We start from the raw sequence: 23545 nt of genomic DNA, 5'->3' as shown, positions 1-23545 counted from the left end.
GACAAAGTTTATTTAATTCGGGAGCGAGTTTAATCCGGTGGTTGCATGAGTGAGGTTGTTGAGAGGCTTGAGAGGATTGAGCACCTTCTCATTCAGCTCAACGCGAAAATAGACAACTTCCTCGGTTACGAGTCGTTGAGCAAGAAGGAGAGAGAAGAACTCAAGAAGATGCGCGAAGAGGTTAAGAGGGGCGAGTTCGTTCGCTTTGAAGAGCTCTTCGAGGACTGAGCATGTACGAGGTCGTTTTTACTCGTAAAGCCGCGAAGCAGGTTAAGAACCTTGAGCCGGCCCACAGGAGAAAGCTCAAGGGGATAATTCTAGCGCTTTCTCAGAATCCCTTTTCCTACCCTTACAAGAAGATTAGGGGTGAGGACGCACTTACAGGATCAGGGTTGGCAGTTTCAGGATTCTCTACGAGGTTGATGATGAGAACATGAGGGTGGTCATCTTTAAGGTTGAGCGGCGCGAGAGGGCCTACAGGTAAGGAAAAGGCTTATCTCCTCAAAGATTTAAGTTTAGAGGGTGGTGTTCTTGTCGCTCCTGCCGCTCGCCGGGATGTTCATCTTCAGAAAGAAAGAGAAGAAAAAAGAGGAAACAAAGGTGCCAAAAAGCCTGCGGAAAAAAGTATCTGTCGTAGTACAAAGGCATGGAAAGGGCCTCTACTACCTGCTCAGCCGTGCGACTCCAGACCAAGACGTCAGTAAAATAATGACGATCCTCGGCCATGATCCGCGCACAGGAACCCCTGACGCAACACAAGAAGCAGGTTACAAAAAAATATGTACGTGAGGCAACGCCGGAAGAAAAAATAATCACTGTGCATTATCCTCTACTCCACGCGTTCCTCGCAGTCGCAATGGCGCATCATACGGGGGGTTCATAACATTAAATCGGCAAAAGTAGTGGAGGAGCTCCTAAATGCGTTGTACACAACAAGGGATGACTACACATACATAAAGCAAAATTATAAGAGGCTTGCGAGGGCGCTTGCGAACATAGCCGCAAAAAGAGGACTAACTACAGACGAGAGAAAAACGGCAGAAGTAATGGAGAAGGCATTGAAAAGACGTTCAAAATCGTGGACAAGTTGCTTCCAGAGGTAACTGAGGAAAACCTCGAAGTGCTTGGGCGGGCAATACACAAAGATACGGATGACCCCTTCGTCGTTCTTAGAAACGCAGGCATCGACATCGAGCCGGAACTGGAAGAGTTCCGGCAGTTCTTGGAGGAGATCAGCGGGAAGAATGCCCAAAAGCTCCGCCCCTCAAAAGCCCCCAGAGAAACTTCCCCAGACCTCTCCAAGGAGGCCGCAAAGCTCCTCGGCTTGCTGAGGGGCTTAAAGTACGCCCACTACCCCAAGGAGGCAGTTGATGGGATAAGGAAAGAGCTTGAAATTAAGGTTGAAGCCCTCATCAAAAAGCCAGAGGAGAACCTCGAACTCCTCGGGCTGTACTTCACAATCATCCGCCTCATAAAGGCGGAAAAATTTGAAGATGCCGAAAAGCTCCTAGAAAGGCTGGAGTATGCATAGGGTTACGTTTTTATAGTAGTCTTCAGACGCAATACTATCAGAGCGGATAGTTAGGGATGAACTTATGCCGACTGTTTTTGACTTAATAAAGGCTCAGAAGCTTAAGGGAAAGATCGAAGAGCTTATTGAGATAGTTGAGTATGTCAATAGAGATCATCTTCCTTTCAAAATCAGAGAAATCCACCTCTCGGGAAGTGTTTTGAGGACATCAGGGGCAAGGGACATTGATATAACGATACATGCCTTTGAAGTCAAAGAAGTTAGAAGGGAATGGCAAGACTTCATTAGAGATCTCCGTGAAAACAAATGGAAAATTCTGGAGCTCGTGGACAAGTACCGAGAGGAGATGCATCTCAAACGCGTCAATTTCTTGGATTTTATCTATGAGTACGCCGATGAGTTAATTAACCTTGGACTCAAACAACCTTGGGTATACAACTGGCTTCCGATGTTCAGGCTCGAGGACTTCACAAATGTAGCTGTTCCTTATGATGTGAGAGACTTTATGCCAACTTTGATACGGAGAAGAATTTGTGGCCAAATTCACTGTGGAAGCCTAGAACTTCACGTTGTGTATTACCCTGAAGGACAAAGGCCGGATAATGAATTCTTTTTGAATATCCCCCGCTTGCCAATATGGAGTTACAAGAAAGGAATCCTTGAAATTTCAGAGGAAACCTTCAGAGAGTACCTCATTAAAGAATTCCAACGGCTGATTGAAGTGAGTCAAATGATACTCAACGGCAACATTAACATCTTCGCATACATGCCCGCAAAGTACCTGATGGAGAGCAATAAAGACAACTTCTTTTTGACAAAGCTCTTCAGGAAAGCCGTTCTTGGGGAAGTAGAGAATCTGAAGGGGCTCATCGAGAGTTGCACCAAAATTGACCCTGAACAGACAACTATCAAAGAACTTCAGGATATAAACTCCAAACTTAGGAAGAGCCAGAAACACATAGAACATCTCGGAATAGTATGGGAAGCAACGGTAAAGGCATGGGATGAAGTGATGAGAGGATCTCCTGTACATGCGCTGTGGCTTTCCGAAAAGTATGGATCCAAAACGCTTGAGGAGCTCATTTTTCGAATGGTCTCACGTAGAGTTACTTCCTCATACCCCCGGGTCATAAAAACAAAGGACGTGAAGAAGATTTTCAACGAGATAGGACTTATGTCGATGTAAAGAAATAGAAAGGATCAGACGGCCCTCCAGAACGGGTCTTGCTGCGCCTTCACCTTCGCCGTCATCTTCAGGGCTTTTATGTCTGTCTCGTCGAGCTCGTTCTTGAGTTGCTTGGCGAGGATTATGACGTCGTTCTTGCTTAAATCAACGTAGAGGGTCTCGCCTGGGTGTATGTGCCTGCCGACTATCGCTCCTTCGATGGCTATCGCCACCGCATCACCCTTCTTCGCCTCCTGGACGAAGTCGTTCTTGTTCTTGATGGACTTGATGACGCCGACCTTCTGGCCGTTCTGCTTGATGAGAGTGACGCCGGGCCTTATCCTTCCCTCCACGACCTCAATGCCGACTATGGCCGGGTGGCTCCTCCTGAAGACGTAGCGCTCATCCGGATAGAGCCTGATGACTCCCGGGAAGGTGACGTTCTTGAGGAGCTCGCGCTTCCTCTTCTCTTCCTCCTCCTTGACCCAGGCCTCGTAGTCCTCGATGAGCTTGTAGATGATGTTGCCGGCGAAGATGGGCACGCCCTTGGCTTTTGCAACTTCCTCAGCGTCTTCGTTGACCTTGACGTTGAAGCCGAGGATAACCCCGTACTTTGGCTCCTCCTCCTTAACGCTTAGGGCCTCCATGACGTCGGTCTTGCTGATATTTCCTACATCGGCCTTCCTTATCGGGATGTTCTTCTCCCCGAGCTCTTTGCTGAGGGCCTCAAGGCTTCCGAGGGTGTCGGCCTTGACAATGACACCGACCTTTCCGGTGCTTATGACGACGCTCTGTATCTGACTGAGGATTTCTTCCTTAGCCCTCTCTATCTCCTCCTCGGAGCGGGCTGCTATAACCGGTGAACCAGCTAACGCCTCCTCCAGGCCGGGCGCGGCTATCTTGATACCTGCCGCCGCAACGACCTCATCCACTTGGTCGAAGCGGAAACGGGGATCACGTATCTCGTCGAGGGGCTTGGGCTTGAGCAGGGCGCGGATTTTTGTGACTATCGCCTTGTCCTTTCCACCGACGACTATCGTGTCGTCTTTTCTGAGGGTTCCGTCGTAGATGATGACGTCTATCGTGGTTCCGAGGCCGAGTTCCTCGCGAACTTCGAGGATTGTGCCGCGCGCTGGCCCCTCAACCTCTATCTTGAGCTTCTGTTCGAGGTATTTCTGCGAAAGACCGGCTATGAGAACCAGCAGTTCTGGAACACCGATGCCGTACTTAGCGGAGATAGGAACTATAGCAAGTTCCCTCGTGAAGTCCTGAACGCGGTCGAAGCGGTTGGCGTTGAAGCCCATTTCGTAGAACTTCCCGATGAGCTCCCAGAGCTTGGTTTCGAGCTCCTGAACAGCGCGCTGATCCTGCTTCTTGATGTTGACGAGGAAGGGCTCGTCCTCCTCGACCTTCCAGCCCTTTATCCTGTCTATCTTGTTGGCTGCCACTATGAAGGGCGTCCTGTTCTTCCTGAGTATCTCGATGCTCTCTATCGTCTGCGGCTGGAAGCCCTCGTTGATGTCAACGATGAGAACTGCGAGGTCGGCGAGACTTCCTCCCCTAGCCCTTAGACTTGTAAAGGCCTCGTGGCCAGGGGTGTCGATGAAGAGCAGGCCGGGGAGCTTTATCTCGCCCTTCCAGAGCTTGATGAGAGGCCCTGCCAGCGTCTTAACGGTATCTATCGGAACCTCGGTCGCGCCTATGTGCTGGGTTATTCCTCCGGCTTCTTTGGCGGCGACCTTCGTTCTTCTGATCCTGTCAAGCAATGTGGTCTTGCCGTGGTCCACGTGACCGAGAACCGCGATGATAGGCTGCCTAATCCTCTTCACCATTTCTCTCACCTGAACCAAAATCCGGCGTGGGCTTTTAAAGGGTTCGGCGCAAGTATTAAAAATTCCCGTAGTAATTCCACCCGGTGGTGTGATGATAGGGTTCCTCATTGGTACTAGCTTGGGTCTCTTAATTGCACTCCTCTATGGGAGATTCAGAGGAAGGGCAGGAGAAATTGAGGTGGCGGTACTGATGCCGTTCTTCACATACCTGCTCTCGCTTCAGTTCTACGGTAATTTTGGCATACTTGGGGCCGTTGCTGTGGTTTCAACGCCCATCGGGAACTTTGTCCAGAGCAGGTTCTCAATCGGCCTAGATACTGCACTGGCAATCATTGTGGCCGTGGCATACATCTGGTTCCGCTCGAAGGGTGCCCTCAGCGTGGACGAATATTTGAGCGCGGGACTCTCCCTCTGGGCGATATTTGGAATGAACATCGGCCTTATGGCAACGGCGGGGCCGGGTTTTATGCTTCTTGGCTTCGCCGTGCTGGCCATACTGATCTTCCTCTCCATCCGGAACCCATTCCAGAGCCTTAATGCCGCCCCCTGCGGAGGGGAACTGGGAGAACTCGCCAGAAGAGAAGGTTTTAACTGCCTGAGTGATAGAACCAGCTACAGTGTTTACAAGGTTGGCTATACAATAATAGTCGGCGGAAAGCTTCCAGAGGAGTTTCCGCAATGGAGAGAGGTCGTGGAGTGCATGTTAACCGCTTCATCCTCAGGTGTATGGAACAAGGTTCTCGGCTACGGATTCGCGTTTCTCCCGGGTATCGTCGGCGTTTTTATGGAGCCAGGGCTACTGGCGTTGCTCTTGATTCCGGCCTTGGCTTTTGTGCTGATAATGCTCCAGGGTAGTTATAACGTAAGGAGAACCAGGAAAAATCTTCCAAAAGAATGTGGCGAGGTCATGGACGAATACGCGGAGTTTTACAGAAGGAAAGTTAAAGAGAAGGACCGGAAGGCCATTGTCATAGATTAACGTTCAAGACAGTCCATATCGTCCATGTATTCCTTCTTTGCCCTAGCGTGGGTGTGGTAGAACCAGTCTGCTGCCTTGCAGTACTCAAAGAGCTCTTCCGGCTTGAAGTAGAGGTTTATCTCCCTCTCGGCGCTCTCAGGACTGTCGCTGGCGTGGACAACGTTGTATATTGAATCGCCTATGTCGAGGCCGTAGTCGCCGCGTATGCTTCCAGGCTCGGCGTCCTTCGGATCGGTTGCGCCTGCCATCTTCCTGACGACACTTATGGCGTAGCGGCCTTCGACAACCATGACGACGCTCGGGGCCTTTGTGATGTAGTCGATGAGCGGCTCGAAGAAGGGCTTGCCCCTGTGCTCCTCGTAGTGCTTCTCGGCGAGTTCTCTCGTTATCCAAATCATCTTCATTCCTACGATCTTGAGGCCGCGCTTCTCAAAACGGCTGATGATTTCCCCCATGAGGCCCCTGACGACGGCATCGGGCTTTAGAATAACGAGGGTTCTTTCTATCTGCTTGTCGGCCATTGGCAACACCAAAAGTTAATCGGCGGGATGGTTAATAGGTTTTTTGGAGTCAAACTCCATCCAGGCTAGGTATTTCCCCGCGACCTCCTCTTTGTATGGACCAGAATAAGTGAGTTTTCCACCTTCGAGAACGACCATCTGGTCTATTCCAAGGTTCAGCGGTATGTGGCTGGCGATAACGAGGCCTGTTTTCTTGGGTAGGTCGTTGAGGGCCTTCGCTATGATTATCCTGCTCGTTGCGTCTAGGCCGCTGAAGGGTTCGTCCATTAGGATGAGCTTCCTGTTAGAAGCCAGCGGCTCTATCATCGCCACCCTCCTCCTGAGACCCTTTGATAACTCTCCAACACGCTTGAAGGCGTGCTCTTCAAGTCCAAGCGTTTCAACGGCATTTTTGACGGGTTCCGGGCCGTAGAGATCGGAGAGATAGTCGATGACGCTTGAAACCCTCATCATGTAGGGGATGTCCTCAACGTCCCTCACGTAGAGCATCCGGGAGTAGAGCTTGGAAGGATTTTTGAAAGGATCGAGCCCGAGAACCTTCACCGAGCCTTCGGTTGGTCTGAGAATTCCCGATAGGACTCTCATTAAGGTGGTCTTTCCGGAACCGTTGGAGCCGAGAAGGAGAACCCTGTTGCCCTTTAAATCGAGGGTTATCCCGTCGAGGGCGATGTTGTAGCGGAACTTCACTGTGAGGTCTTTAACGCTGGCGAGCTCACGAGCGGGCATCCACAACCACCTCCGGGCCGTTTCTGCTTGGAAGAACCCCGCAGGAGTTTGGTATGTTCACTGTGACGTGAAGGTAGAGGAACGGATCCTTCCTGTTGAACTCGAAGCTCACTGGCCCAGATCCTTGGAAAACTCTGCCGTTCATTGTGACGATTTTGATGATGTAGTTAGCGTTCTCCGGGCAGGCCAGGTTGGCGAGGTTCACGTTCAACTCGGTTTTTCCCGCTTTAAGGGGCCAGAAAACGTCGAAGGAGTAGGTAACGTTTTTGTCAACGGCCCTGCCGAACTTCAGGAGCTGATCTGCCTGGTCGAGCCGTATTTCAGCGTGCATAGAGGACTTCAGGGGACTCCAGTACGGGATTCCGAGGACGGCGACCGAAGCTGAAAGCAGGAGCGAGAGCACCACCACTGCCGTGAGGGTTTTTGACCAGTTCATACGCTCATCCACCTCCTATGGAAGGAGTAAAGCATGATTGCGATGAGGCCCGCGGAGGTTCCGAGGTAGATCCACACCGTCCACCACTCAAAGCCGAGCTTTCCGGAGAGGAGGAAAGCCAGGAGGAGGGTGAAGACTATGGAGAGGTCGAGCCTGCCCCACAGGATGTATGTTGAGTAGACAGCGAGCGTTGCCGTCAGGAGGAGGGAGATGAGGATTGAGGAGAGAAGGAGGAGGGAGTGCTGGCTTATTCCGGAGAGCCATTTGAGCGAGACCACCCCGATGGGAAAGAGGGCGGAGAACGCCAGGGGCAGGAAGATGATGAAAGAGACCGTGAGTCCGATTAAAGCCGTCTTCGCCGGTGAGGCTCTCTCCCTGAAGAGCAGGGGAACGAAGGAAGACCTCGTCCTGTACATCAGGGGGAAGAGGGCTATCATCACGGCCACGACGTAAACGGACGAGAGCAGGCTGGAGTTCGACCATACGAGGGCCCCGAAGAGGCCCGCTATCTTCTCCTTCATCGTGAGATACTGGGAGGCATAGTAGTCCGGCGCCTTCTCCTGAACCTGCCCTGAGAGATGGCCGGGGGCTCCAAGTAGGGGAGTTACGGAGCCTCCGATGATCGACGCCTTGTAGACGGAATCCGCCGCTATGTAGGATGTAACCGCTGCGACCATTACTGACGCCAGAATGACCGCCAGTATCTCAACGTGGAGATAGTCTGAAAACGCGTTTTTCATTAGGGCTTTCATCTTTCGACCTCCTTAAGGTAGATGCTCCGATTTTATGAGAGGGCGGTGAGATTATCCTCTTGAAACTCCAAAGATAAAAGCATATAAGAACTCATTTTCTCTTCCTCCACATCCAGACTGGGATTAACGCCAGTGGAACCAGGAATGCGGGACCGCAGATTCCTTCCCTGTTCTTTTTGCGTGAGATGGAAGAACCCGAAACGGCAGGGGACTGGGAGTTGGAGGTTGTGGATACCGTGAGCAAGGGGTTTTTTGGCTGAGTGGAGTTATCAGTGGTGGCGGATGTCGCGTTGAAGCCGCACAATTCCAAATTTTTCTGCACGTTCTCGTATATTTTGTCCAGAGCCGTGATGTTCATACCACTTTCCTCAAACTCAAGGAAGGCGTTCATAAAGCCGTTCATGAGGGTGGACTTTATGGGGCCCATGCAGGCTCCTTCTTTTATCCACTCTGACGTGACTTCCTTGGGGGTGTATAAGCTTGGATCGTATTTGACGGTCATGGTGTGAGGCCCCACGAAGTTCAGCATGAGGTATGTGGCGTTAAACGCCTCCGCGTACTTTTTGGGTAGCGGCAGAACTAAGAGGTGTGATTTCTCGCTGGGGGGGAGGGTGAAATCAATGGCAGTGACCTTGTTGTGGACGTCATCGAAATCCACGAGAATGGGCAGATAAACTTTCTCGTGAAATACACCCAGGAGTATGAGCCTTTTGAGCTCCTCGTCATTTCTGGTCTTCAAATAATCCGTCAGGACTTTCTCCACGTACTTGTCTGGGGACATGTTGTCTATCTTGGATGGAAGGTATTGCCATCCGGTTTGATAGGTTCTTATAAGGTATGTTCCATCTATCGGGAGCATAAAGCACGGGAGGCTTCCGGAGTTCTCTAAGTACATTTTCCTCCCAAGATATGTAACTTGCAGGCTCATGACCTGCTCCGTGAAGTTAAGGGCTAGGGAATTCAGGAGGCTGTTGGATTCACTTATGTTATTGGAGAGTTTTGCCTTCTGGACGACGTTTTCAACGATCCAGGGGTTTGCTTTGATCTGGTTGATGAGGTTTCTCAGGTTCCTGAGGACGAGTTTGGGGTACTCCGATGGATTTAGGGCGGGGTTCCATAAGGGGGTGACTCCAACGTATTTCTTTATCCCGTTATCGAGGAGATAGCCTTCTCCGGTTTTTCTGTTTATGAGCAGGTTTATTGTGATGTTTGAGGGGAACCCGTAGTACTCAGGGGTAAGGTTGGGGTAGACGTAGTCCTGGAGAGCGTAGCTCCAGTACATTTTCATGTTCTCGATTTTTACAGTCACTAGCTCATAAGTCTCGTTATATCTTTTGTATTCGATCGTTATGTTTCTCGTGACGAGACCTAATGGCTCATATTCCTTCTGTTCTGTTTTGACGGTGGCGTTTATCAGTGTCAATGTCAGATTGTACTGAGGGACAGTGACGTTTTTGATCCCGAGTATTTCAACGGATATGTTATTCACCCCTGGACATTCGACCTTTATCGGGCCTGCAACGGCTATCCAGTAAGTGTCGTTGACCTTGTAGTACAGTTCGGTGATTTTGCCAATCTGGCTGCATGGGGGAATGGGATAGGGGATCATCTTGAAATCCTCTGTTAGGGGGTACACGTTTACTTGGGCGGAGACATAATTGGACATGGCGAAGATAACAAAAATGAAAAGGAAGAAAAATCGCTTCATCCGTTCACCTCCTCAAAGTTTAATGGCATTGTATAGTCACCGAGTCCATAAACTTCATCTGGCCCTACAAAGTAAAGCATGCCATCAGTTCCAACGTCGAAGTCACGGTAGTAGGTGCGGTAGTAGGATGATTCTGGGCCGAGAGAAGCTTTCATCTCAACTGAGGGGGTGGGCTTTGATGAGAGCGGGCAGTACCCAAGTGGACATTTCTCGTAAAGAGTCCTTGTGAGCGTTCCGTTGAATTCGAGCTCTGCGTAGTACACGTGCCTGTAGAACGTCACTTCAACGCCGTAGGTTTCTGAGTAGAAGGTCTTGTAAACGTTGGTTACTGAGTAATCAACTCCTGCTTCGAAACTGAGCAGATCATCGAGTATCGGAACTGATGCTCCTAAAGAAGTTTCAACTTTCTGCTCAGCTTCCTGTTCGCTTGATGCAGTTACTATGAAGATGACTTTGTACGCTTCTGTGGCTTCTCCACCTGCTGTGAAGTAATGTTTCCTCAGTTGAACCCCGAACTTTTCATATCCTTTAGCCATGGGCTCGTTGATCTCCCTGTAAATTCCCCTTCCATAGTCTGTTGCTCCGATCTTGTAGACGACCATAAACTTCTGCCCTGACTGTCCCCTGAGGTCGTATGGTACTCCGTGAACAAGTATGGCCGCGCTTATAACGTCGAGGCCGTCCCAGGGTATGGACTTATAGATTGGCCCTATGGTCTTTGAACCTACAAGTGGGCGGAGGGATGCAACTAGGGTCATGCTATTTACACCGCTCCATGTCTGGTTCTGGATGTGCATTACTGCATCTTCTGTGGGAGTTGCTGCCCCGACTGCTGGTATTGTTATTGCCGCCGCTAAGACCAGTATTCCGAGGAGGCTTGCTGGCTTTTTCCACATGGCCATCCACTCCTGGGCACTATCGTGCCCATTATCATTAATACTATCACTATTTATAAATTTTTTGAATTTATGTATATTTAAATTTAATCTCTTGAGGACTCTACTTTCTTTTTGAGGATGAGTAATCCTCCAATTGAAATTTGAAGTGGGAGAGCTCATTTTCGTTTTCTCCGCACTAGAGCCTAATCTGTGATAAATGCCGGTAAAGTCAGAATAGACGGGCACATATTTTGTTTCTCTATGTTTTGATGGAAAATGGGTAGATAGAAGTAATCCGTTATATAACAAACTGTAGGTAGTAGACGGATCTTTTATGACATTCGTTTGGTATTGAAGCACATTAAAAAGAACATTGAATTAGATTAAAAAATATAGAGAAAATTCACTTCCTCTTCTTGGCCCTCTGGAGTCTAGCTTCTTGGAAGGCCTTGGTCCACTTGAGCTTCCTGGGGTTCCTGCCCATGAAGTAGAGCTTCTCGCACTTGCTTGAGCAGAAGAACAGGACCCTGCCGTCGTTCCTGACGTACATCTTGCCCGTTCCCGGCTCAAACTCCCTTCCGCAGTAGGAGCAGACGTTCCACCTCGCCATGAGCATTACCTCCTTCTCCTGATCTCCCTGGCCTCACGCTCGGTTTCCCTGAGTATGACTATGTCGCCGACGCGGACCGGCCCCTTAACGTTCCTCCTGATGACGCGGCCCTTGTCGCGGCCCTCAAGAACGCGAACCTTGACCTGAGTAACGCCACCTGTGACGCCGGCCCTGGCGACTATCTCGATAACCTCAGCCGGGTATCCTTCGTCGCTCATTTCTCACACCCCTTAAAACTCGCAGAGATCAACTTAAACCTTTCCGTGAGTGAAGGTGAGGAAAAGGAGCTCACTTCATGAGCTCCTTGACCTTCATGGCGATGTCCTCAACGAGCTCGCGGCCCTTACCGGGCTCGATGATGGCAACGCTCGCGGCCGGAACCTCAAGCCCGGCGGCCGCTCCAAGCTCCTTCTTGCTCGGAACGTATATGTACGGGATCTCCTTCTCCTCGCAGAGAGGCGGAAGGTGGGCAACTATCTCCTCCGGGTCAACGTCCTCAGCTATGATAACGAGCTTGGCCTGGCCCCTCTCAACGGCCTTGGTGGTCTCGTTGGTGCCCTTCCTTATCCTTCCGGTGTCGCGAGCAAGCTCGACGGCCTCAAGGGCCTTCTCAGCAAGCTCCTGGGGAACCTCAAACTTCACGTAGCTCGGCTTCGCCATCTTTCATCCCTCCGAAACCTCATCGTTCATCCGATTGTCAAGGTAGGAAGGCGGATTCCTTTTTTAAACCTTTCCGTATCAGTGGTCTTTCATTATCTCCCTCAGCACACTAGTGGCGTAGACCCCCTTTGGGAGGAAGAAGCGGAACCACATTCCCGTTTCAGGGACGTAGCCGTAAGTGAGCCCGAGGGGCTTTATTAACAGTTCCCTCCTCCCGCCGGGCTCAGCCATCGGCTTCGGGAGCCGCTTGAAGGCCTCAAGTGAGATCCCCTCAGCGTCGAGGATCTCCCCTTCAAGCCTTCCGGGCAGGCCTTTCGCATGCCTCATTGAGAACCCAAACAATGGGCCGGACACCATGGCCTCGTTTCTCATTATCTTCTCGTTCACGAAATCAACATTGGTCTCGGTGACGCGGTAGGTTCTGTCGCGGTAGGGGATTCCTCCCTTCATCTGGACAACGATGTCCCCAACAAGGGCTTCTTTGAGGAGAATTCCCTCCTCGATCCTCCTTGATATGTAGAGGTTGAAGAGGTAGCTCTGGTAGGCGTGGATGAAGATGCGCATTACCGGAAGGGGAAGGCTGAGAAAGGCCCTCCTCCAGCTGCCGGTCTCCTTGTATTTGTGCAGGAGCGTCCTTTCATACCTGAGGAAGTTCGGGAACTCCTTCAAAGCCCTGTCAACGTCCCCAGTTTCCCAGAAGTTCTTTCTCGCCTCGTCCCCTTCCATTCCGCCCTCATGGGCGCCGAGGAAGAGTCTGGCAGCGTTTTCAAAGTCCCCCTGAAGGAGGAGCTTTCCGATGAGGTGGTTCGTGACCCTTCTCTCCCCAAAGCGCTGGTAGCCGAAGTAGTTGGGGAAACCGCCCTTTTCGCGGAGCTCCTTCACTATCTCCCTGGTTCTCTCGAAGGAGTCCTTACCGACGTCGCGGACGATTATCCTGAACCGGTTGCCGATTAGGTGGCCGAGCTTGATGAACCTCCCAGAGGAAACGAAGCGGAGCTCGATGTCCTTTATTTGGAGCCCCTTAACCCTCTCCTTAGCTTCCGCTGGAACGCTTATGTACTGATAGGTAACGGCATGCCTGTCCTTCGTCCCTGCAAAGCCTATATCGCGGTGCCTTATTCCCGCCCTCTTGGCTATCTCTTTGACGGCAGCCATCGTGTCCCAGTTCCTCTTTTTGAGGAGGAATATCGCGTGCTTCCTTCCCTCAAAGATCGATGGAATGGGATCTTCGATAACTACAAAATCTTCCGGCTGTGTTTTTATCCTCCCACCTATCCCAGGTTTCTCGCTGAGATTTCTAAATTGGGAGAAGAACTCGCGGTAGTCCATATTTATTCCTCCAGAATCTCCAGGAATTTTCTAAAGGATTTGCAGTTCCGTTTAAGTTTGTCAAAGTCCAGCTTGTCCGCATACGTGGGAAGCAGTGATTTCTTGTATCTTATTTTTCTTTTGAGTTCGTCGGAGGGCTTGGTATCCCACGTTATGCCCAGACTCCTGCATATCCACTCTTCAATCTCGTATTCAAAAAGAAACACCCTAACAGATGTTTTAATGTTCTTGGGGATGTGACTTTTGGCATCATTGAACCTTTTGTGATATGTACTAGGACCATCACCATCGTAGACCACTATAATCGTATCAGGGGACGACGTACTAGCTGCTAGTATCATTCTATCTAACTTCGAATTGCAAAGATATGGAACGTGAATTGGATTCTTTCTACCCGAAAGCCGTTTAAGGCGAACGTTGCGACTCAGCATCCCCAACTCGTTGAGTCTCTTTAGAACCCTTTTGAAGAACTCTCCCCCATAAGCATCCTCCACGATTAAAACAATCTCCTTTGAACCTGATGACATCGACATTCACCGCTTATTTTCACTCTTTGAAGATCTCCCCGTAGAGCCATCCCTCGCTGAAAGCCAGCCCTTTCTCCTGAAGCATCTTTTTAATCTCCTCTGGGTTGGGAATTCTCTTGAATTCAGTTTCTCCGTGAATCTTTTCAACGAAGATCACATCCTTAGGGTCAGTCATGTCAACCACAACCGGTGAGTGGGTGGTTATTATCACCTGGCTCTCGCTTTCCTTCAGGGTATCAAGGAGCAGTTCGAGGGTCTCAGGATGCAGTGAGTTCTCCACCTCGTCGATGATAAGGAGGGGAGGTTTAAGGTATGTAGCTGTAAGAATTGCAAGGGTCTTGTAGAATCCGTCGGATATTCCCGGGGGCGCTAGTTCGAGTTCGCCCTCAAAGACCTTCATCATCACCCTTCCGTCTTCCGTGAGCTGGAAGAAGACCCTGGTGTCCGGAAAGGCAATTGAGAGTGGTTCGGCTATCTCAGCGGGTAACTTTCCCTCACGGAGCCAGATGTTATAGAGGACTGGGATGAGGTTCGAGGCGTCCTCCACCAAAAGGGTTTCTTTACGGGGTAGCTGGGGAGTTTTAACAGACGAAGAAAGTCTTCTAAGGGTTATTGAGTTTAGGAAATCTATAAAATTAATCACAAATCTTGACAAAAGAGACACTTCCAAATTATCCTCATCTCCCATAAAAGGAGTCGCGACGAAAGTATAATTCTCAGGGACACCAACAAGAGTTAGTCGCACTGGGCTATCTACAAAAAGAGTGTTTAGCATCATCGTCTGCGGAGTTAATGGGGCTATTAATGAGATAACACTGTGTTCTTGGGGCATTCCCTGTAGGCTAAAAGGTTGAGAGATCATCTGTTTTAGGTTCTTCAGGTCTTGTCGAATTGGATCTAACTCGTTGATATGATGGTTTTCTGCAATGTACTTTGCATGGTCAGGGAATTCGTTAATCCTCCTAATCAGGCCCTCGGAGTGTTTGATATTAACTATTGACCCAATTTTCTCAATGATTACGTACTCCCTGGCGTCCATCACCTCTCTCAGAATCCTAAAGCTTCCTCCCGTTCCGGTAAAGGTCGTCTCAAAGTACACCTCATAACCATCAACATCGAAGAGCATCCCCACGGTTATCGGGAGCTCTTCCTTTCCGCCCCAAACGACGTTGTTGTAGCCCCACCATTCGAGGAAGGGGTTAGTGTCCTTTTCAACGTAGATTTTCCTAAGGAGTTTGAAAACCTCGATTAGATTTGTTTTTCCAGAGGCGTTGGCTCCGATTAGAACGTTGAACTTTCCAAGCTCAACCTCACAGTCTCGCAGGCTCTTGAAGTTCTTGACGATGAGTTTCTTTAACCGCATCTCACTCACCATGTAAAAAAACGTTGAGGAATATTAAAGAATTCCGCCTCACACCAGCTTGAGGTGCCCCGTGACCTTGTCGACTATCTCCTCGGGACCCGGGCCAATAGCTAAAACAGTTACCGTGCCCGGTGGAATCTCCGTCAAGCCGGCGTCCTTTATGAGTGCCGTTGGGAGGCCAAGTTTCTCCGCCTCGGCCTTGAGCTTGAAGAGCTCCTCAAGATTCTCGGCTTTGACGACGACCTTCTTCTGCCCCTCGTGGAACCACGCCTTGAACCACTCCGGCTTCTCCTTCTGGGCTTTTAGAGCGGCGGTAACGGCTCCATGAGCCACCTGGACGGCAAATTTACCCCTGCTCAGCTTGAGGTCCTTTCTTGATACAACGACCTGTTTGTACTTGAAGATCCCCATTTTCCCCACCGGAAGCGCTTTGGAGCGGGTCTTTAAAAATTTTGGAAGAGGGGAATCAGCCCTTCCTCTCCGAAGGCCTCCCGCCCTCCGCTGGCAGGTTCTCCCTCACGACCTCCAGGCGGATCTCCCTGAGCAGGACCTCAAGTTCGTCCTTCTTCCACTTCTTCGGCAGTCCTCCAGGTCTGCTCTTCCTCTTCTTGAGGAGGAACTTCCTGAACGTCTGGACCTCCTGGTAGTAACCGTAGGTTAGGTAGGCGAGAACTAGAACCAGAACCGCCAGTAGAACGGCGATTATCTTCCAGTAGTTGGTTTCCTTCGGAAGGTACGCGTTAACGACTCCGTAGATGCTCTTCGCCAGTCCGGTAGCGTTCGTTGAGTTCTTAAGAGTCTCGTTGACGAACCTCGGGAGTTCCTCCTCACTTGGATAGACGTGGATCGTTTCTTTCTTTACTATGACCTTTGGCGGCACGGTGTCGATGACGAGGACCGTTCCAAGGTCGAGCTCGTGCTCTCTCCCCAGGGGGTCCTTATAGGTCAGCGATGCCTTGATCGGGAAGTGCCCCTCGCTTAAGGTCCGGATCTGGAGGTTTTTCACGATGTTTTCACCGGCCTTTAGGTTCCCGAGCTTTATCAACGCTGGCCCTACGACGTCGCTTGGATAGTTAACGTGAACAACCGCGTCGGTGATGTACTGGAACTCAGGGGAGTCCCCAAGGGCGGTGATGTTGAAGAGAACCTCTATGGAGCTTCCGTTTTCTGCGTGAACGTATGAGCTCCATCCGTTAGATGTCGAGTTTGAGCCGAGAACTGTAACCTTGAGTTCGGGGACGGCGTAGACATCGACCGTAACGGGACTGGAGTTCACCTGGGCTCTTTCACCGTTTTCCATGTAGTAAGTCGCCGTTATCCCGGATATTTTGAACTCTCCCGGGGTAGCTGCCCTGAGAACGTAGACCATGGCGGGAACGGTTGAGTACGGATCCAGATCGCCTACGGACCATCCGGTTTCGTTTCCAACGAGCTCAAAGCCTCCCGGGACTGGGGCGGCTATAACGAGGTTGTGGGCGCTTCCCCATCCATTGTTCTCAACGTTTATGTAGACCGCGACCTCATCGCCGACCATCAGTTTTTCGGGAACGGCGCTCACCGAAACGCTGACGTTGGCGGGTCTCGGGGGTATTGAGACCGTCGAGTCCATAGGGGCGTATAAGCCTATAAGAACCCTTCCGCGCCCCGGATCCACACCGTAGGTGGCGAGCATTACGGGCATTCCGTCAACTTTACTGGCGGCGTGCTCCGGTGAGAGGGTAACGTCCTTGGAAATGCTGCTCCCGTTTACCGCACTGAACTTTAGGTTGAACGTGATTCTTATTCCACTGGTTGAGCTGATTGAAAAGCCTTTGATCTTTATTGATACCTCTCCTTTCTCTGTTTCGATTTTTGCCGTCTCACCCGTGTAGAGGTATCCCCTGTAAACCTCTGAGTAGACCGTCGGCTTTTCCACGACAGGCTTTGATCCGTTTCCGGCTGGGATCTCCTTCAGGGTAAGGTTCTCGGCGTTGAGGCTCGGGAGATATACGTTGAGAACCGCCGCGTCCCTCGTGGCGCTCTTGAGTTCGACGCGCAGGTAGTTCATGTACATGAGTTCGGGGGTTAGCTGGTAGTCGAAACTCTTCGACTCCCCCCGGCTCAGGTTGAACATTTTGAGCTCCGTCAGCGGGGGAAGCTTGACCCCTATCTCAGCCCCGTTCTCCCAGGAGGAGAACAGGTGAACGAGGACGTTTTTGTTTAAGACTACAGTCTCGCCGGGGGTCATCTGGAGGTCTTCCCTGACCTTCCTCAGGGGGGAGTCTATGGAGAGGGTTACCTTTCCGTTCTCCCCGTCTATCGAGTTGAGGAGGACTTCGAATACCTCCGCGTCCTCTGATGGGAAGTACCCGGTCTGGCCCTCCTTGAGGAAGAGCAGCTGGGCTCCGCCGGGGTAGGATACCCTTATGGTCACGAGCGTCCAGTTGGTACTCACGTCGTAGAACTGGATGGTGTAGTTGGCTATCTGGACGCTGTCCCCGAGGCCGAGGACTATTGGAGAGATCTCGGCCTTTTCGGTGCTTTCAGCCGAAGCCTGCGGCAGGTAAAGCGGGATCAGAATAAAAACGAGCAGAACTGCAAGAACCTTTATTCCGGACCTTGTTTTTAGCATCCTCACCAGCCTCCGATCAGTGTTGGAATAAAAAACGAGGAAAAAGTATAAAGGCCTTGTGATCATGGGGTCAGCCTTCTCCTGTCCCTCGGGAACAGGATGACCTCGCGGATGTTGCCGAGGTCGAGCATCTGCTTTATCAGCCTCTCGGCGCCGAGGCCGAAGCCTCCGTGCGGGGGCATGCCGTAGCGGAAGGTTCTCAGGTAGAACTCGAAGCTGGCTGGATTGAGTCCCTTCTCCTTTATCTGCTCGACCAGTACATCATGACGGTGCTCCCTCTGGCCTCCTGAGCTTATCTCTACCCCCCTGTACTCCAGGTCGAAGGCGCGGCTTATCTCCGGCTTGTCGTCGTACTTCATGATGTAGAATGGCTTGGCCTCGCTCGGGTACTGGTAGAGGAAGTATAGGGGAGCGTTCTCGTTCTCCATCATGTACTTCCCGAGGAGTCTCTCCCCCTCGGTGTCTATGTCCTCGCCCCAGGGAATCTCCTTTCCGAGGTCTGAGAGGATCTCGAGGGCTTTGTCGTAGCTCACGCGCGGGAAGGGAACCTTCGCCTCCTCCAGCTCGAAGTTGAGTATCTCAAGCTCCTTCGCGTTGTGCTCGCGGACGTAGTTTACTGCGTGGGCCACCAGGCGCTCGAGGAGCCCCATTACCTCCTCCTCGTTCTCGATGAAGGCCATCTCGCTGTCTATGCTCCAGGCCTCGTTTAAATGGCGCGTGGTGTTGTGCTCCTCAGCCCTGAAAATCGGGGCTATCTCGTAAACCCTATCTAGGCCGCTCGCCATCATTATCTGCTTGTAGAGCTGTGGGCTTTGAGCTAAAAAGGCGTCCTTCTCGAAGTACTTCATCGGGAAGAGCTCGGTTCCGCCCTCGGTTGCTGTTGCGATGATTTTTGGAGTGTGGATCTCGATGAAGCCCTCGCTGTGGAAGAAGTCTCTGACTGCTTTGAAGACGCTCGAGCGTATTTTGAATATCGCCATTACCTCCGGCCTTCTGAGATCCATGAACCGGTTGTCTAATCTGGTGTCCAGCTCCGCTTTGACCTTTCCTGTGGGATCTAGCGGGAGCGGGCTCTCGGCCCTGTTGAGGACTTCGAGCTTCTCAGGCAGGATCTCAAAGCCGAGCTTCGCCTTGGGCGTGAAGTTGACGATGCCTTCAACAGCCACAACGTCCTCCGAGTTGAGCTTTGGGATGAGCTTGAATATCTCCGGATCGACCTTCTTCTTCGGGGCGGTTACCTGGACTATCCCTTCCCTGTCCCTTATCCAGAGGAACTTTATCCCGCCGAGGTCTTTGACCTCCCAGACCCAGCCGGCCACTTTAACGCGCTGGCCGTTGAGCTCTTCGGTTATCTCGTCCGAATAGTGAGTTCTCAGCATGAACCTCCCTCCGGAGAAAGCGCGCGGGTTTGCTTTTAAAGTTATAGGAATTAGGGAAAGCGGGATCAGATAAAAGAGACCTTGACCTCCGACCCGACCACCTGGCCCACTATGCTCTCTAGGAGCTCGGGCTTCTCCGGGAGCCTCTTCCTCTCCCTAGCAGGGATGAGGATCTTGTAGTAGTGTCCGCCTCCTGGCTTGTAGACGATGTTCACTCCAAAGACCGTCGCCGGATAGAAGAGGTCCGTTGCGAGCTTCTTTATCTCCTCGGGAGTCTCGTTCTCTATCCCCTCGATGACCCTGACCCTCTTGCCGAGCTCTTTGACGAGGGTCTTTATGTTCTTTCCGCCCTTTCCTATGACCACCGGCACGTCACCCTTTCCGACGATTATAACGATTAGATCCCCTGCCTCGACGGCCTTCTTGAGCTCTATGTCAACGTCCCCCAGAATCTTGTACAGGAGCCTTGAGACCTTAACGTCGAGCTCTGAAATAATCCCTTCCTGGAGCTTCTTCTCGTCAGCGGGGCAGAGAATATCGTCAGTTTTCAGACACACCTCACAGATCGGCGCCTTCATTCTCTCACCTCCTCAGAATGACCATGAACGGGTTAAACTAAATTCTAGGAGGCATTTAAAAACCTTATTATGGCCGGAAAATGATGAAAGAAAAAGCACCTCTCCTCAAAGTTCTCCCTCGATCTCCCTCCGTATCCTCCCGATGAACTCCTCTGTAAAGCGGTGTCTCCCCTCTGCTAGCCTTCTGGCGGTGTCCGTGTACATCAGATCCTTCAGCTTAAGGATCTTCTCCTCAAAATGCTTCAACGAGGCTTCGATGTCCCGTCCGTGCTCCCCTGAGTACATGAAGACCCTGGCTATTCCCACAGCCCCTATCGCGTCGAGCTTATCGGCGTCGCTTAGTATCTTTCCCTCCAGCGTCCCCGGTTCGGGCCCCCTGGAAAAGCGGTGGGCCTCTATTGCGTGGGCAACTTCTTCAGTCTTTTCTTCCGGGTAGCCCATGCTCCTCAGGAACCTCCTGGCGATCCTTGCTCCTTCCGCCGCGTGATCCTCCACCTTCCCGGAGTCCTCCAGGGGCCTCGCTATGTCGTGGAGGAGAGCCGCTAATGCCAGAACCTCCAGATCGGCGCCTTCTTCTTTCCCTATGTGGAGGCAGAGGTTGAAGACCCTTTCCACGTGCGAAAAGCCGTGGGTTCCTTCCCTCTCAAAGAAGCTCCTTGCGAACTCCCTCGTTTTTTCTATGAGCCTTATGCTCCCTGGATCTTCTATGAACTCTTCGAGCCTCATCCGCTCACCCTATCGCCTCACTCACGATTCCCTTTAAAAGTTCAACCATCCTGATGTGAAGGTTGAGCGAGATTCCATCGACGCTCGCTTCGACCCTCCTGGTGACCCCGTCTATAAGCCCCGCCTCAGTCATCGCCGTTACCACAGTCCTTTCGTCCCAGCCTTCCAGCAGGTCCTTTCCTACTTCAATTGACGCCTGGCCCAAGAGCCCGTAGGCTCCCCAGTTCGAGACCGCGGAGAGAACCAGTTCATCCGTTTCCACCATACTCGCTATCCTCTCGCCGAGGGGAATGTGCCTGCTCACGAGATCCCTGATCCTGCCCATCCCTGCCTCGTTTCCCCCATCGCCTATCCCGATGGTGGGGACGCCGGCTTCCCGGGCCTCAAGGAAGATTCCGTCGAAGAGTTCCCTCTCTATGATTCTCCCGCTCATGGAGCGGGCCCTTCCGTCGATGCCCCTCCCCGGCGTTTCGACGCCTATTATAAGCGAGTAATTGTATGGATCCGGATCTTCTGCGAACTCCACTCCGAATGGTTCCAGGGCCTTTTTGACCTCTGGATAGGTTAAAATTTCGGCTTTTCCGCCTAGCCTGCGGACCGCTTTGGCAACTGCGAGAGCCCCAGGCGGTCCGTCTGTTTCCGGGATCATTCCGGGGGGAATGGGAAAGCCCGTCACGATGAGAACCCGGTCAAGGTTGTCGAGGAAGAGGGTTGCTGAATCCCGGAGGAAGCTGAATTTCTCCCTTCTATAATCGAGGTAAAGGGGAAGAACTCCCCTCTTCCCGACGTCCGTGTTTATCAGGTGGGCTATCATTCCCCGTCCTCCACTTCATACGCCACGATTCTCACTTTTTTGCCCTTCACTGCTTCCTTGAGCCTCCACCAGAGCTCCGTTGGCTCTTCGCTCCTGTGGGTGAGCTCGTGGCCGTTTTCAAGCTTCACCTTCTTCTCCTCATACTTGACGAAGACGCCTTCTCCTTCGAAGATGGGCCTTCCGCTCATTCAACCACCACCACTATTTTTCTGAGCTCGTGAAGTGTCCTTATCCTGAAATCCGCCATATGGAAATCGGTTTCTCCATCGCGGGATATCCAGACGGTTTTCATCCCCACGTTCTTTCCCCCGTATACGTCTTGCCAGAGGGAATCCCCCACCATGAGGGCCTCACCGGGCTTAACTTCCAGCTCCTCAAGGGCCCGGATGAATATCTTTGGATCCGGTTTTATCACCCCGACGTCGTCCCTGGTGACTATTGAGTCGAAGTACCCATCCAGTCCCGCCAGCTTGAGCTTCAGCCTCTGGTACTCCGGCCCGCTGGTCACCACCCCAAGCTTTATTCCCATCCCCTTCAGCCACTCCAGTGTGGGGATCGTGTCTGGATAAACCCGGAGCTTGTGTGGATACCTCTTCAATATTTCCTCGTACCTCATGTCCAGCCCGAAGAGCCTGAAGAAGAAGTTCCAGTCGTGCCACTCGTAGGTTTCTCTCCTGGTGAATATCTCGTCCAGAAAGCGCTTTCTGGCTTCTTCCTTGTTTATTCCCAGCCTCTTTGACAGTTTTTCGTAGACCTGGGGAAGGAAGAGCTGGATTAGTGGCATCTCCGTCAGGAGCGTGTGGTCTATGTCAAACAGTACCGCTTTCACCCGCACCGCCATCATCCCCCCATCTCTTCACCAGCAGTGCCAGGATCTCCATTCTGTTAGGCGTTCCCTTCTCGGTGGTCATTCCCCAGATTATGTCCTTTTCCCTCAGGAGGTCATGGAACTTTTTGAGAACCGAATGGGCCGCTTTGAGTTCCACGTCCTCCCGGACAAGCGTCATCACTATCCCCCTGTCCCAGATGCCCCAGTGCCAGTCGAAGTTCACCTTCCTAAGGAGGCGGAGGATGCCGACGTTGCCTCCTTTGACGACCGCGAAGAAGTCGGCGTAGTCGATGTTTATGAGCATCTGCCCCTCGAGGTTGAAGTGCAGGCTTGTAAGGGCCCTGGCTATTACTCCAGAGGCTTCTCGGTACGCCTCGCTGAGGGGCTTTTTCTCGTCGAGGAATTCCCAGAGGGAGTCGTAGAACACCGTGTCAAACAAGCTCGCCCATTCGGGTTTCTTTTCCTTTACCAGTTCTCTATACGGCGTGAATACGTAGGCGAGCCTGGTCGTGCCTTCGGGGGAGCTTTCGGCTATGAGCCTGAGTATCTCGGCGTTAACCGGCTTGTCCTCCGTGACGATCCACAGGATAGAGTTCTCTGGTAAAGACGAGAAGAAGGATCTCATTTTGGTCGTGTAGGCTTCAGTACGCAGAAGGTACAGGCCGGGGTTTATCCTGACCTTAACAACGTCGGAGGTTATTCCATCCACGACGTTGGAGCCGGCCCCGCCTATTCCAGCGAAAACGTGGGTGAACCCTATCACTCTAGTCCCCAAGGTCTATGATGGGCGGATCTCTTAATAAACCTTTCATGGCAGTGTTGGCAGGGGATTTAAATGGAATGACTTGGAGTCCTCCTCAACTCTTTCTTAGATCCCCAAATCCTTGTCGTAGCCTTTTTCTGTGAGGTATCCCCTTCTTACGAGCTCTCCATTGGCGTAGTCATAGACGAGCGGCACGCCTGTGGGGATGTTGAATCGTAGGATTTCCTCCTTCGTGAGCCCCTCTATGTGCATCACCACTGACCTGAGGCTGTTCCCATGGGCGGAGACGAGGACGTTCTTTCCCTCTTCTAGAGCCGGAAGGATCCTCTCCCTGAAGAACGGCACAGTTCTCTCTGCAGTGTCCTTGAGGCTCTCCCCTCCCGGTGGGGCGATGTCGTAGCTCCTCCTCCAGAGATAGACCCGCTCCTCTCCAAAGACTTCCCTTGCTCGGTCCTTGTTCCATCCCTGGAGCTCGCCGTAGTAGCGCTCGTTGAGGTGCCAGCTCTTGATTACGGGTATGAAGTCCTTCCCGTCCTCACCGTGTATCCGCCCCCATTCACCCATCCTGCCCTCGTGGAGTATCACTGGGACCCTCCCGCTCTCCGCCATCGCCAGCATCGCGGTCTGGATGGCCCTTACCAGCTCAGAAGTGAAGATGACGTCAAATCTCAATCCTCTCAAGAGCTCTCCCGCTTTTAACGCCTCTTTAATTCCCTTCTCGCTGAGAGGAACGTCAACCCAGCCGGTGAAAAGGTTTAGCTTGTTCCAGAGGCTCTCACCGTGTCGAAGAAGAACGAGCACTGGCATTTTTTCCACCGAACAAAAAAA

The 23545-nt window shown here is 51.8% G+C and carries 31 protein-coding genes; 8 read left to right on the top strand and 23 right to left on the bottom strand.

The features are described 5' to 3' along the window. The first annotated feature begins 45 nt into the window (after positions 1-45). The 7 genes from A3L09_RS00695 (at position 46) to A3L09_RS00675 (ending at position 2717) form a co-directional block, all read left to right on the top strand. A complete protein-coding gene (locus tag A3L09_RS00695) occupies positions 46-228 on the top strand; it encodes a hypothetical protein (RefSeq protein WP_088857147.1) in 183 nt (60 codons plus the stop codon). 2 nt (positions 229-230) lie between these two features. Further along, positions 231-437 (top strand): type II toxin-antitoxin system RelE family toxin, encoded by a 207-nt coding sequence (locus A3L09_RS10995; protein WP_088857146.1) that lies wholly within the window; start codon positions 231-233, stop codon positions 435-437. After that, positions 407-484, top strand: a complete 78-nt coding sequence (locus A3L09_RS11135) for a hypothetical protein (RefSeq protein WP_394335188.1) — start codon at positions 407-409, stop codon at positions 482-484. Before A3L09_RS10995 ends, A3L09_RS11135 begins: the two co-directional genes overlap by 31 nt. A gap of 47 nt (positions 485-531) precedes the next feature. Further along, complete coding sequence (locus tag A3L09_RS00685; protein ID WP_088857145.1) at positions 532-789, top strand: hypothetical protein; 258 nt, start codon at positions 532-534, stop codon at positions 787-789. Between the two features lie 113 nt (positions 790-902). Next, positions 903-1103, top strand: coding sequence for a hypothetical protein (locus tag A3L09_RS10795; RefSeq protein ID WP_157727167.1), 201 nt, complete (start codon positions 903-905; stop codon positions 1101-1103). Beyond that, positions 1079-1531 carry a hypothetical protein gene (locus tag A3L09_RS00680; RefSeq protein WP_088857144.1) on the top strand — a complete coding sequence of 151 codons (453 nt, stop codon included), beginning with the start codon at positions 1079-1081 and terminating at the stop codon, positions 1529-1531. Before A3L09_RS10795 ends, A3L09_RS00680 begins: the two co-directional genes overlap by 25 nt. 64 nt (positions 1532-1595) lie before the next feature. Beyond that, positions 1596-2717, top strand: a complete 1122-nt coding sequence (locus tag A3L09_RS00675; protein WP_088857143.1) for a hypothetical protein — start codon at positions 1596-1598, stop codon at positions 2715-2717. A gap of 14 nt (positions 2718-2731) precedes the next feature. Here A3L09_RS00675 and infB read toward each other — a convergent pair whose 3' ends face one another. Beyond that, complete coding sequence (gene infB / locus A3L09_RS00670; RefSeq protein ID WP_088858938.1) at positions 2732-4525, bottom strand: translation initiation factor IF-2; 1794 nt, start codon at positions 4523-4525, stop codon at positions 2732-2734. Positions 4526-4619: 94 nt separating this feature from the next. Here infB and A3L09_RS00665 point away from each other — a divergent pair, with 94 nt between their 5' ends. Further along, complete coding sequence (locus A3L09_RS00665) at positions 4620-5507, top strand: hypothetical protein (protein ID WP_088857142.1); 888 nt, start codon at positions 4620-4622, stop codon at positions 5505-5507. On the opposite strand, the gene ndk is transcribed toward A3L09_RS00665, so the two are convergent. The 22 genes from ndk to A3L09_RS00555 form a co-directional block, all read right to left on the bottom strand. Continuing rightward, a complete protein-coding gene (gene ndk, locus A3L09_RS00660) occupies positions 5504-6028 on the bottom strand; it encodes a nucleoside-diphosphate kinase (protein WP_088857141.1) in 525 nt (174 codons plus the stop codon). The genes A3L09_RS00665 and ndk overlap by 4 nt on opposite strands. A 15-nt stretch (positions 6029-6043) precedes the next feature. Then, complete coding sequence (locus tag A3L09_RS00655) at positions 6044-6754, bottom strand: ATP-binding cassette domain-containing protein (protein ID WP_088857140.1); 711 nt, start codon at positions 6752-6754, stop codon at positions 6044-6046. Next, entirely contained in the window at positions 6741-7190 is a 450-nt protein-coding gene (locus tag A3L09_RS00650) for a hypothetical protein (RefSeq protein WP_088857139.1), read from the bottom strand. Before A3L09_RS00650 ends, A3L09_RS00655 begins: the two co-directional genes overlap by 14 nt. Next, positions 7187-7942, bottom strand: a complete 756-nt coding sequence (locus tag A3L09_RS00645) for a hypothetical protein (protein WP_088857138.1) — start codon at positions 7940-7942, stop codon at positions 7187-7189. The genes A3L09_RS00650 and A3L09_RS00645 overlap by 4 nt, the downstream gene beginning before the upstream one ends. Before the next feature lie 91 nt (positions 7943-8033). Beyond that, a complete protein-coding gene (locus A3L09_RS00640; protein ID WP_088857137.1) occupies positions 8034-9650 on the bottom strand; it encodes a CGP-CTERM sorting domain-containing protein in 1617 nt (538 codons plus the stop codon). Continuing rightward, a complete protein-coding gene (locus A3L09_RS00635) occupies positions 9647-10888 on the bottom strand; it encodes a hypothetical protein (protein ID WP_157727166.1) in 1242 nt (413 codons plus the stop codon). The genes A3L09_RS00640 and A3L09_RS00635 overlap by 4 nt, the downstream gene beginning before the upstream one ends. Before the next feature lie 43 nt (positions 10889-10931). Then, the gene (locus A3L09_RS00630; RefSeq protein ID WP_088858937.1) at positions 10932-11138 is read right to left on the bottom strand and encodes a 50S ribosomal protein L24e; all 207 of its coding nucleotides are present in this window, start codon (positions 11136-11138) and stop codon (positions 10932-10934) included. Positions 11139-11143: 5 nt separating this feature from the next. Continuing rightward, the gene (locus tag A3L09_RS00625; protein ID WP_088857135.1) at positions 11144-11356 is read right to left on the bottom strand and encodes a 30S ribosomal protein S28e; all 213 of its coding nucleotides are present in this window, start codon (positions 11354-11356) and stop codon (positions 11144-11146) included. A 70-nt stretch (positions 11357-11426) separates the two neighbouring features. Then, positions 11427-11798, bottom strand: a complete 372-nt coding sequence (gene rpl7ae, locus A3L09_RS00620) for a 50S ribosomal protein L7Ae (RefSeq protein ID WP_088857134.1) — start codon at positions 11796-11798, stop codon at positions 11427-11429. A 78-nt stretch (positions 11799-11876) separates the two neighbouring features. Beyond that, positions 11877-13127, bottom strand: coding sequence for a tRNA pseudouridine(13) synthase TruD (gene truD / locus A3L09_RS00615; protein WP_088857133.1), 1251 nt, complete (start codon positions 13125-13127; stop codon positions 11877-11879). A gap of 2 nt (positions 13128-13129) precedes the next feature. Further along, the gene (locus A3L09_RS00610; RefSeq protein WP_088857132.1) at positions 13130-13654 is read right to left on the bottom strand and encodes a hypothetical protein; all 525 of its coding nucleotides are present in this window, start codon (positions 13652-13654) and stop codon (positions 13130-13132) included. Positions 13655-13673: 19 nt separating this feature from the next. Then, positions 13674-15017 carry an AAA family ATPase gene (locus tag A3L09_RS00605; protein ID WP_088857131.1) on the bottom strand — a complete coding sequence of 448 codons (1344 nt, stop codon included), beginning with the start codon at positions 15015-15017 and terminating at the stop codon, positions 13674-13676. A 48-nt stretch (positions 15018-15065) separates the two neighbouring features. Beyond that, positions 15066-15422, bottom strand: a complete 357-nt coding sequence (pth2, locus tag A3L09_RS00600) for a peptidyl-tRNA hydrolase Pth2 (RefSeq protein WP_088858936.1) — start codon at positions 15420-15422, stop codon at positions 15066-15068. A gap of 61 nt (positions 15423-15483) precedes the next feature. Further along, positions 15484-17628: a COG1361 family protein gene (locus A3L09_RS00595; RefSeq protein WP_088858935.1), complete on the bottom strand. Its 2145-nt coding sequence runs from the start codon at positions 17626-17628 to the stop codon at positions 15484-15486. Positions 17629-17690: 62 nt separating this feature from the next. Beyond that, positions 17691-19007 (bottom strand): aspartate--tRNA(Asn) ligase, encoded by a 1317-nt coding sequence (gene aspS / locus A3L09_RS00590; protein WP_088857130.1) that lies wholly within the window; start codon positions 19005-19007, stop codon positions 17691-17693. Between the two features lie 65 nt (positions 19008-19072). Beyond that, positions 19073-19585, bottom strand: a complete 513-nt coding sequence (locus tag A3L09_RS00585) for a KH domain-containing protein (RefSeq protein WP_088857129.1) — start codon at positions 19583-19585, stop codon at positions 19073-19075. A 105-nt stretch (positions 19586-19690) separates the two neighbouring features. Then, positions 19691-20311: an HD domain-containing protein gene (locus A3L09_RS00580; RefSeq protein WP_088857128.1), complete on the bottom strand. Its 621-nt coding sequence runs from the start codon at positions 20309-20311 to the stop codon at positions 19691-19693. A gap of 4 nt (positions 20312-20315) precedes the next feature. After that, positions 20316-21125, bottom strand: coding sequence for a glutamate cyclase domain-containing protein (locus tag A3L09_RS00575; protein ID WP_088857127.1), 810 nt, complete (start codon positions 21123-21125; stop codon positions 20316-20318). Next, positions 21122-21313 carry a hypothetical protein gene (locus A3L09_RS00570; protein ID WP_088857126.1) on the bottom strand — a complete coding sequence of 64 codons (192 nt, stop codon included), beginning with the start codon at positions 21311-21313 and terminating at the stop codon, positions 21122-21124. Before A3L09_RS00570 ends, A3L09_RS00575 begins: the two co-directional genes overlap by 4 nt. Continuing rightward, positions 21310-21969, bottom strand: a complete 660-nt coding sequence (locus tag A3L09_RS00565) for a TIGR02253 family HAD-type hydrolase (RefSeq protein WP_232473549.1) — start codon at positions 21967-21969, stop codon at positions 21310-21312. Before A3L09_RS00565 ends, A3L09_RS00570 begins: the two co-directional genes overlap by 4 nt. Next, positions 21935-22729 (bottom strand): hypothetical protein, encoded by a 795-nt coding sequence (locus A3L09_RS00560; protein WP_232473548.1) that lies wholly within the window; start codon positions 22727-22729, stop codon positions 21935-21937. Before A3L09_RS00560 ends, A3L09_RS00565 begins: the two co-directional genes overlap by 35 nt. A 93-nt stretch (positions 22730-22822) precedes the next feature. Continuing rightward, complete coding sequence (locus A3L09_RS00555; RefSeq protein WP_088857123.1) at positions 22823-23524, bottom strand: 2,3-bisphosphoglycerate-dependent phosphoglycerate mutase; 702 nt, start codon at positions 23522-23524, stop codon at positions 22823-22825. Between the last annotated feature and the right edge of the window lie 21 nt (positions 23525-23545).

Origin of the sequence: Thermococcus profundus (genome assembly GCF_002214585.1) — an archaeon.
Lineage (GTDB): Archaea > Methanobacteriota_B > Thermococci > Thermococcales > Thermococcaceae > Thermococcus > Thermococcus profundus.
Note: the sequence above shows the minus strand (reverse complement) of the source record. Positions and strands in the feature narration are given on the sequence as shown.

Bases quoted from the DNA above. Each gene is read 5' to 3' on its own strand.
- A3L09_RS00655 (WP_088857140.1), bottom strand. From the start codon at position 6,754: ATGCCCGCTCGTGAGCTCGCCAGCGTTAAAGACCTCACAGTGAAGTTC.
- A3L09_RS00645 (WP_088857138.1), bottom strand. From the start codon at position 7,942: ATGAAAGCCCTAATGAAAAACGCGTTTTCAGACTATCTCCACGTTGAG.
- A3L09_RS00565 (WP_232473549.1), bottom strand. From the start codon at position 21,969: ATGATGGCGGTGCGGGTGAAAGCGGTACTGTTTGACATAGACCACACG.
- A3L09_RS00675 (WP_088857143.1), top strand. From the start codon at position 1,596: ATGCCGACTGTTTTTGACTTAATAAAGGCTCAGAAGCTTAAGGGAAAG.
- rpl7ae (WP_088857134.1), bottom strand. From the start codon at position 11,798: ATGGCGAAGCCGAGCTACGTGAAGTTTGAGGTTCCCCAGGAGCTTGCT.
- A3L09_RS00575 (WP_088857127.1), bottom strand. From the start codon at position 21,125: ATGATAGCCCACCTGATAAACACGGACGTCGGGAAGAGGGGAGTTCTT.
- A3L09_RS10995 (WP_088857146.1), top strand. From the start codon at position 231: ATGTACGAGGTCGTTTTTACTCGTAAAGCCGCGAAGCAGGTTAAGAAC.
- A3L09_RS00630 (WP_088858937.1), bottom strand. From the start codon at position 11,138: ATGGCGAGGTGGAACGTCTGCTCCTACTGCGGAAGGGAGTTTGAGCCG.
- A3L09_RS00585 (WP_088857129.1), bottom strand. From the start codon at position 19,585: ATGAAGGCGCCGATCTGTGAGGTGTGTCTGAAAACTGACGATATTCTC.
- A3L09_RS00570 (WP_088857126.1), bottom strand. From the start codon at position 21,313: ATGAGCGGAAGGCCCATCTTCGAAGGAGAAGGCGTCTTCGTCAAGTAT.
- A3L09_RS00695 (WP_088857147.1), top strand. From the start codon at position 46: ATGAGTGAGGTTGTTGAGAGGCTTGAGAGGATTGAGCACCTTCTCATT.
- A3L09_RS00625 (WP_088857135.1), bottom strand. From the start codon at position 11,356: ATGAGCGACGAAGGATACCCGGCTGAGGTTATCGAGATAGTCGCCAGG.
- ndk (WP_088857141.1), bottom strand. From the start codon at position 6,028: ATGGCCGACAAGCAGATAGAAAGAACCCTCGTTATTCTAAAGCCCGAT.
- A3L09_RS00580 (WP_088857128.1), bottom strand. From the start codon at position 20,311: ATGAGGCTCGAAGAGTTCATAGAAGATCCAGGGAGCATAAGGCTCATA.
- A3L09_RS00610 (WP_088857132.1), bottom strand. From the start codon at position 13,654: ATGTCATCAGGTTCAAAGGAGATTGTTTTAATCGTGGAGGATGCTTAT.
- truD (WP_088857133.1), bottom strand. From the start codon at position 13,127: ATGGACTACCGCGAGTTCTTCTCCCAATTTAGAAATCTCAGCGAGAAA.
- A3L09_RS00595 (WP_088858935.1), bottom strand. From the start codon at position 17,628: ATGCTAAAAACAAGGTCCGGAATAAAGGTTCTTGCAGTTCTGCTCGTT.
- A3L09_RS00555 (WP_088857123.1), bottom strand. From the start codon at position 23,524: ATGCCAGTGCTCGTTCTTCTTCGACACGGTGAGAGCCTCTGGAACAAG.
- A3L09_RS00665 (WP_088857142.1), top strand. From the start codon at position 4,620: ATGATAGGGTTCCTCATTGGTACTAGCTTGGGTCTCTTAATTGCACTC.
- A3L09_RS00640 (WP_088857137.1), bottom strand. From the start codon at position 9,650: ATGAAGCGATTTTTCTTCCTTTTCATTTTTGTTATCTTCGCCATGTCC.
- aspS (WP_088857130.1), bottom strand. From the start codon at position 19,007: ATGCTGAGAACTCACTATTCGGACGAGATAACCGAAGAGCTCAACGGC.
- A3L09_RS00605 (WP_088857131.1), bottom strand. From the start codon at position 15,017: ATGCGGTTAAAGAAACTCATCGTCAAGAACTTCAAGAGCCTGCGAGAC.
- A3L09_RS00650 (WP_088857139.1), bottom strand. From the start codon at position 7,190: ATGAACTGGTCAAAAACCCTCACGGCAGTGGTGGTGCTCTCGCTCCTG.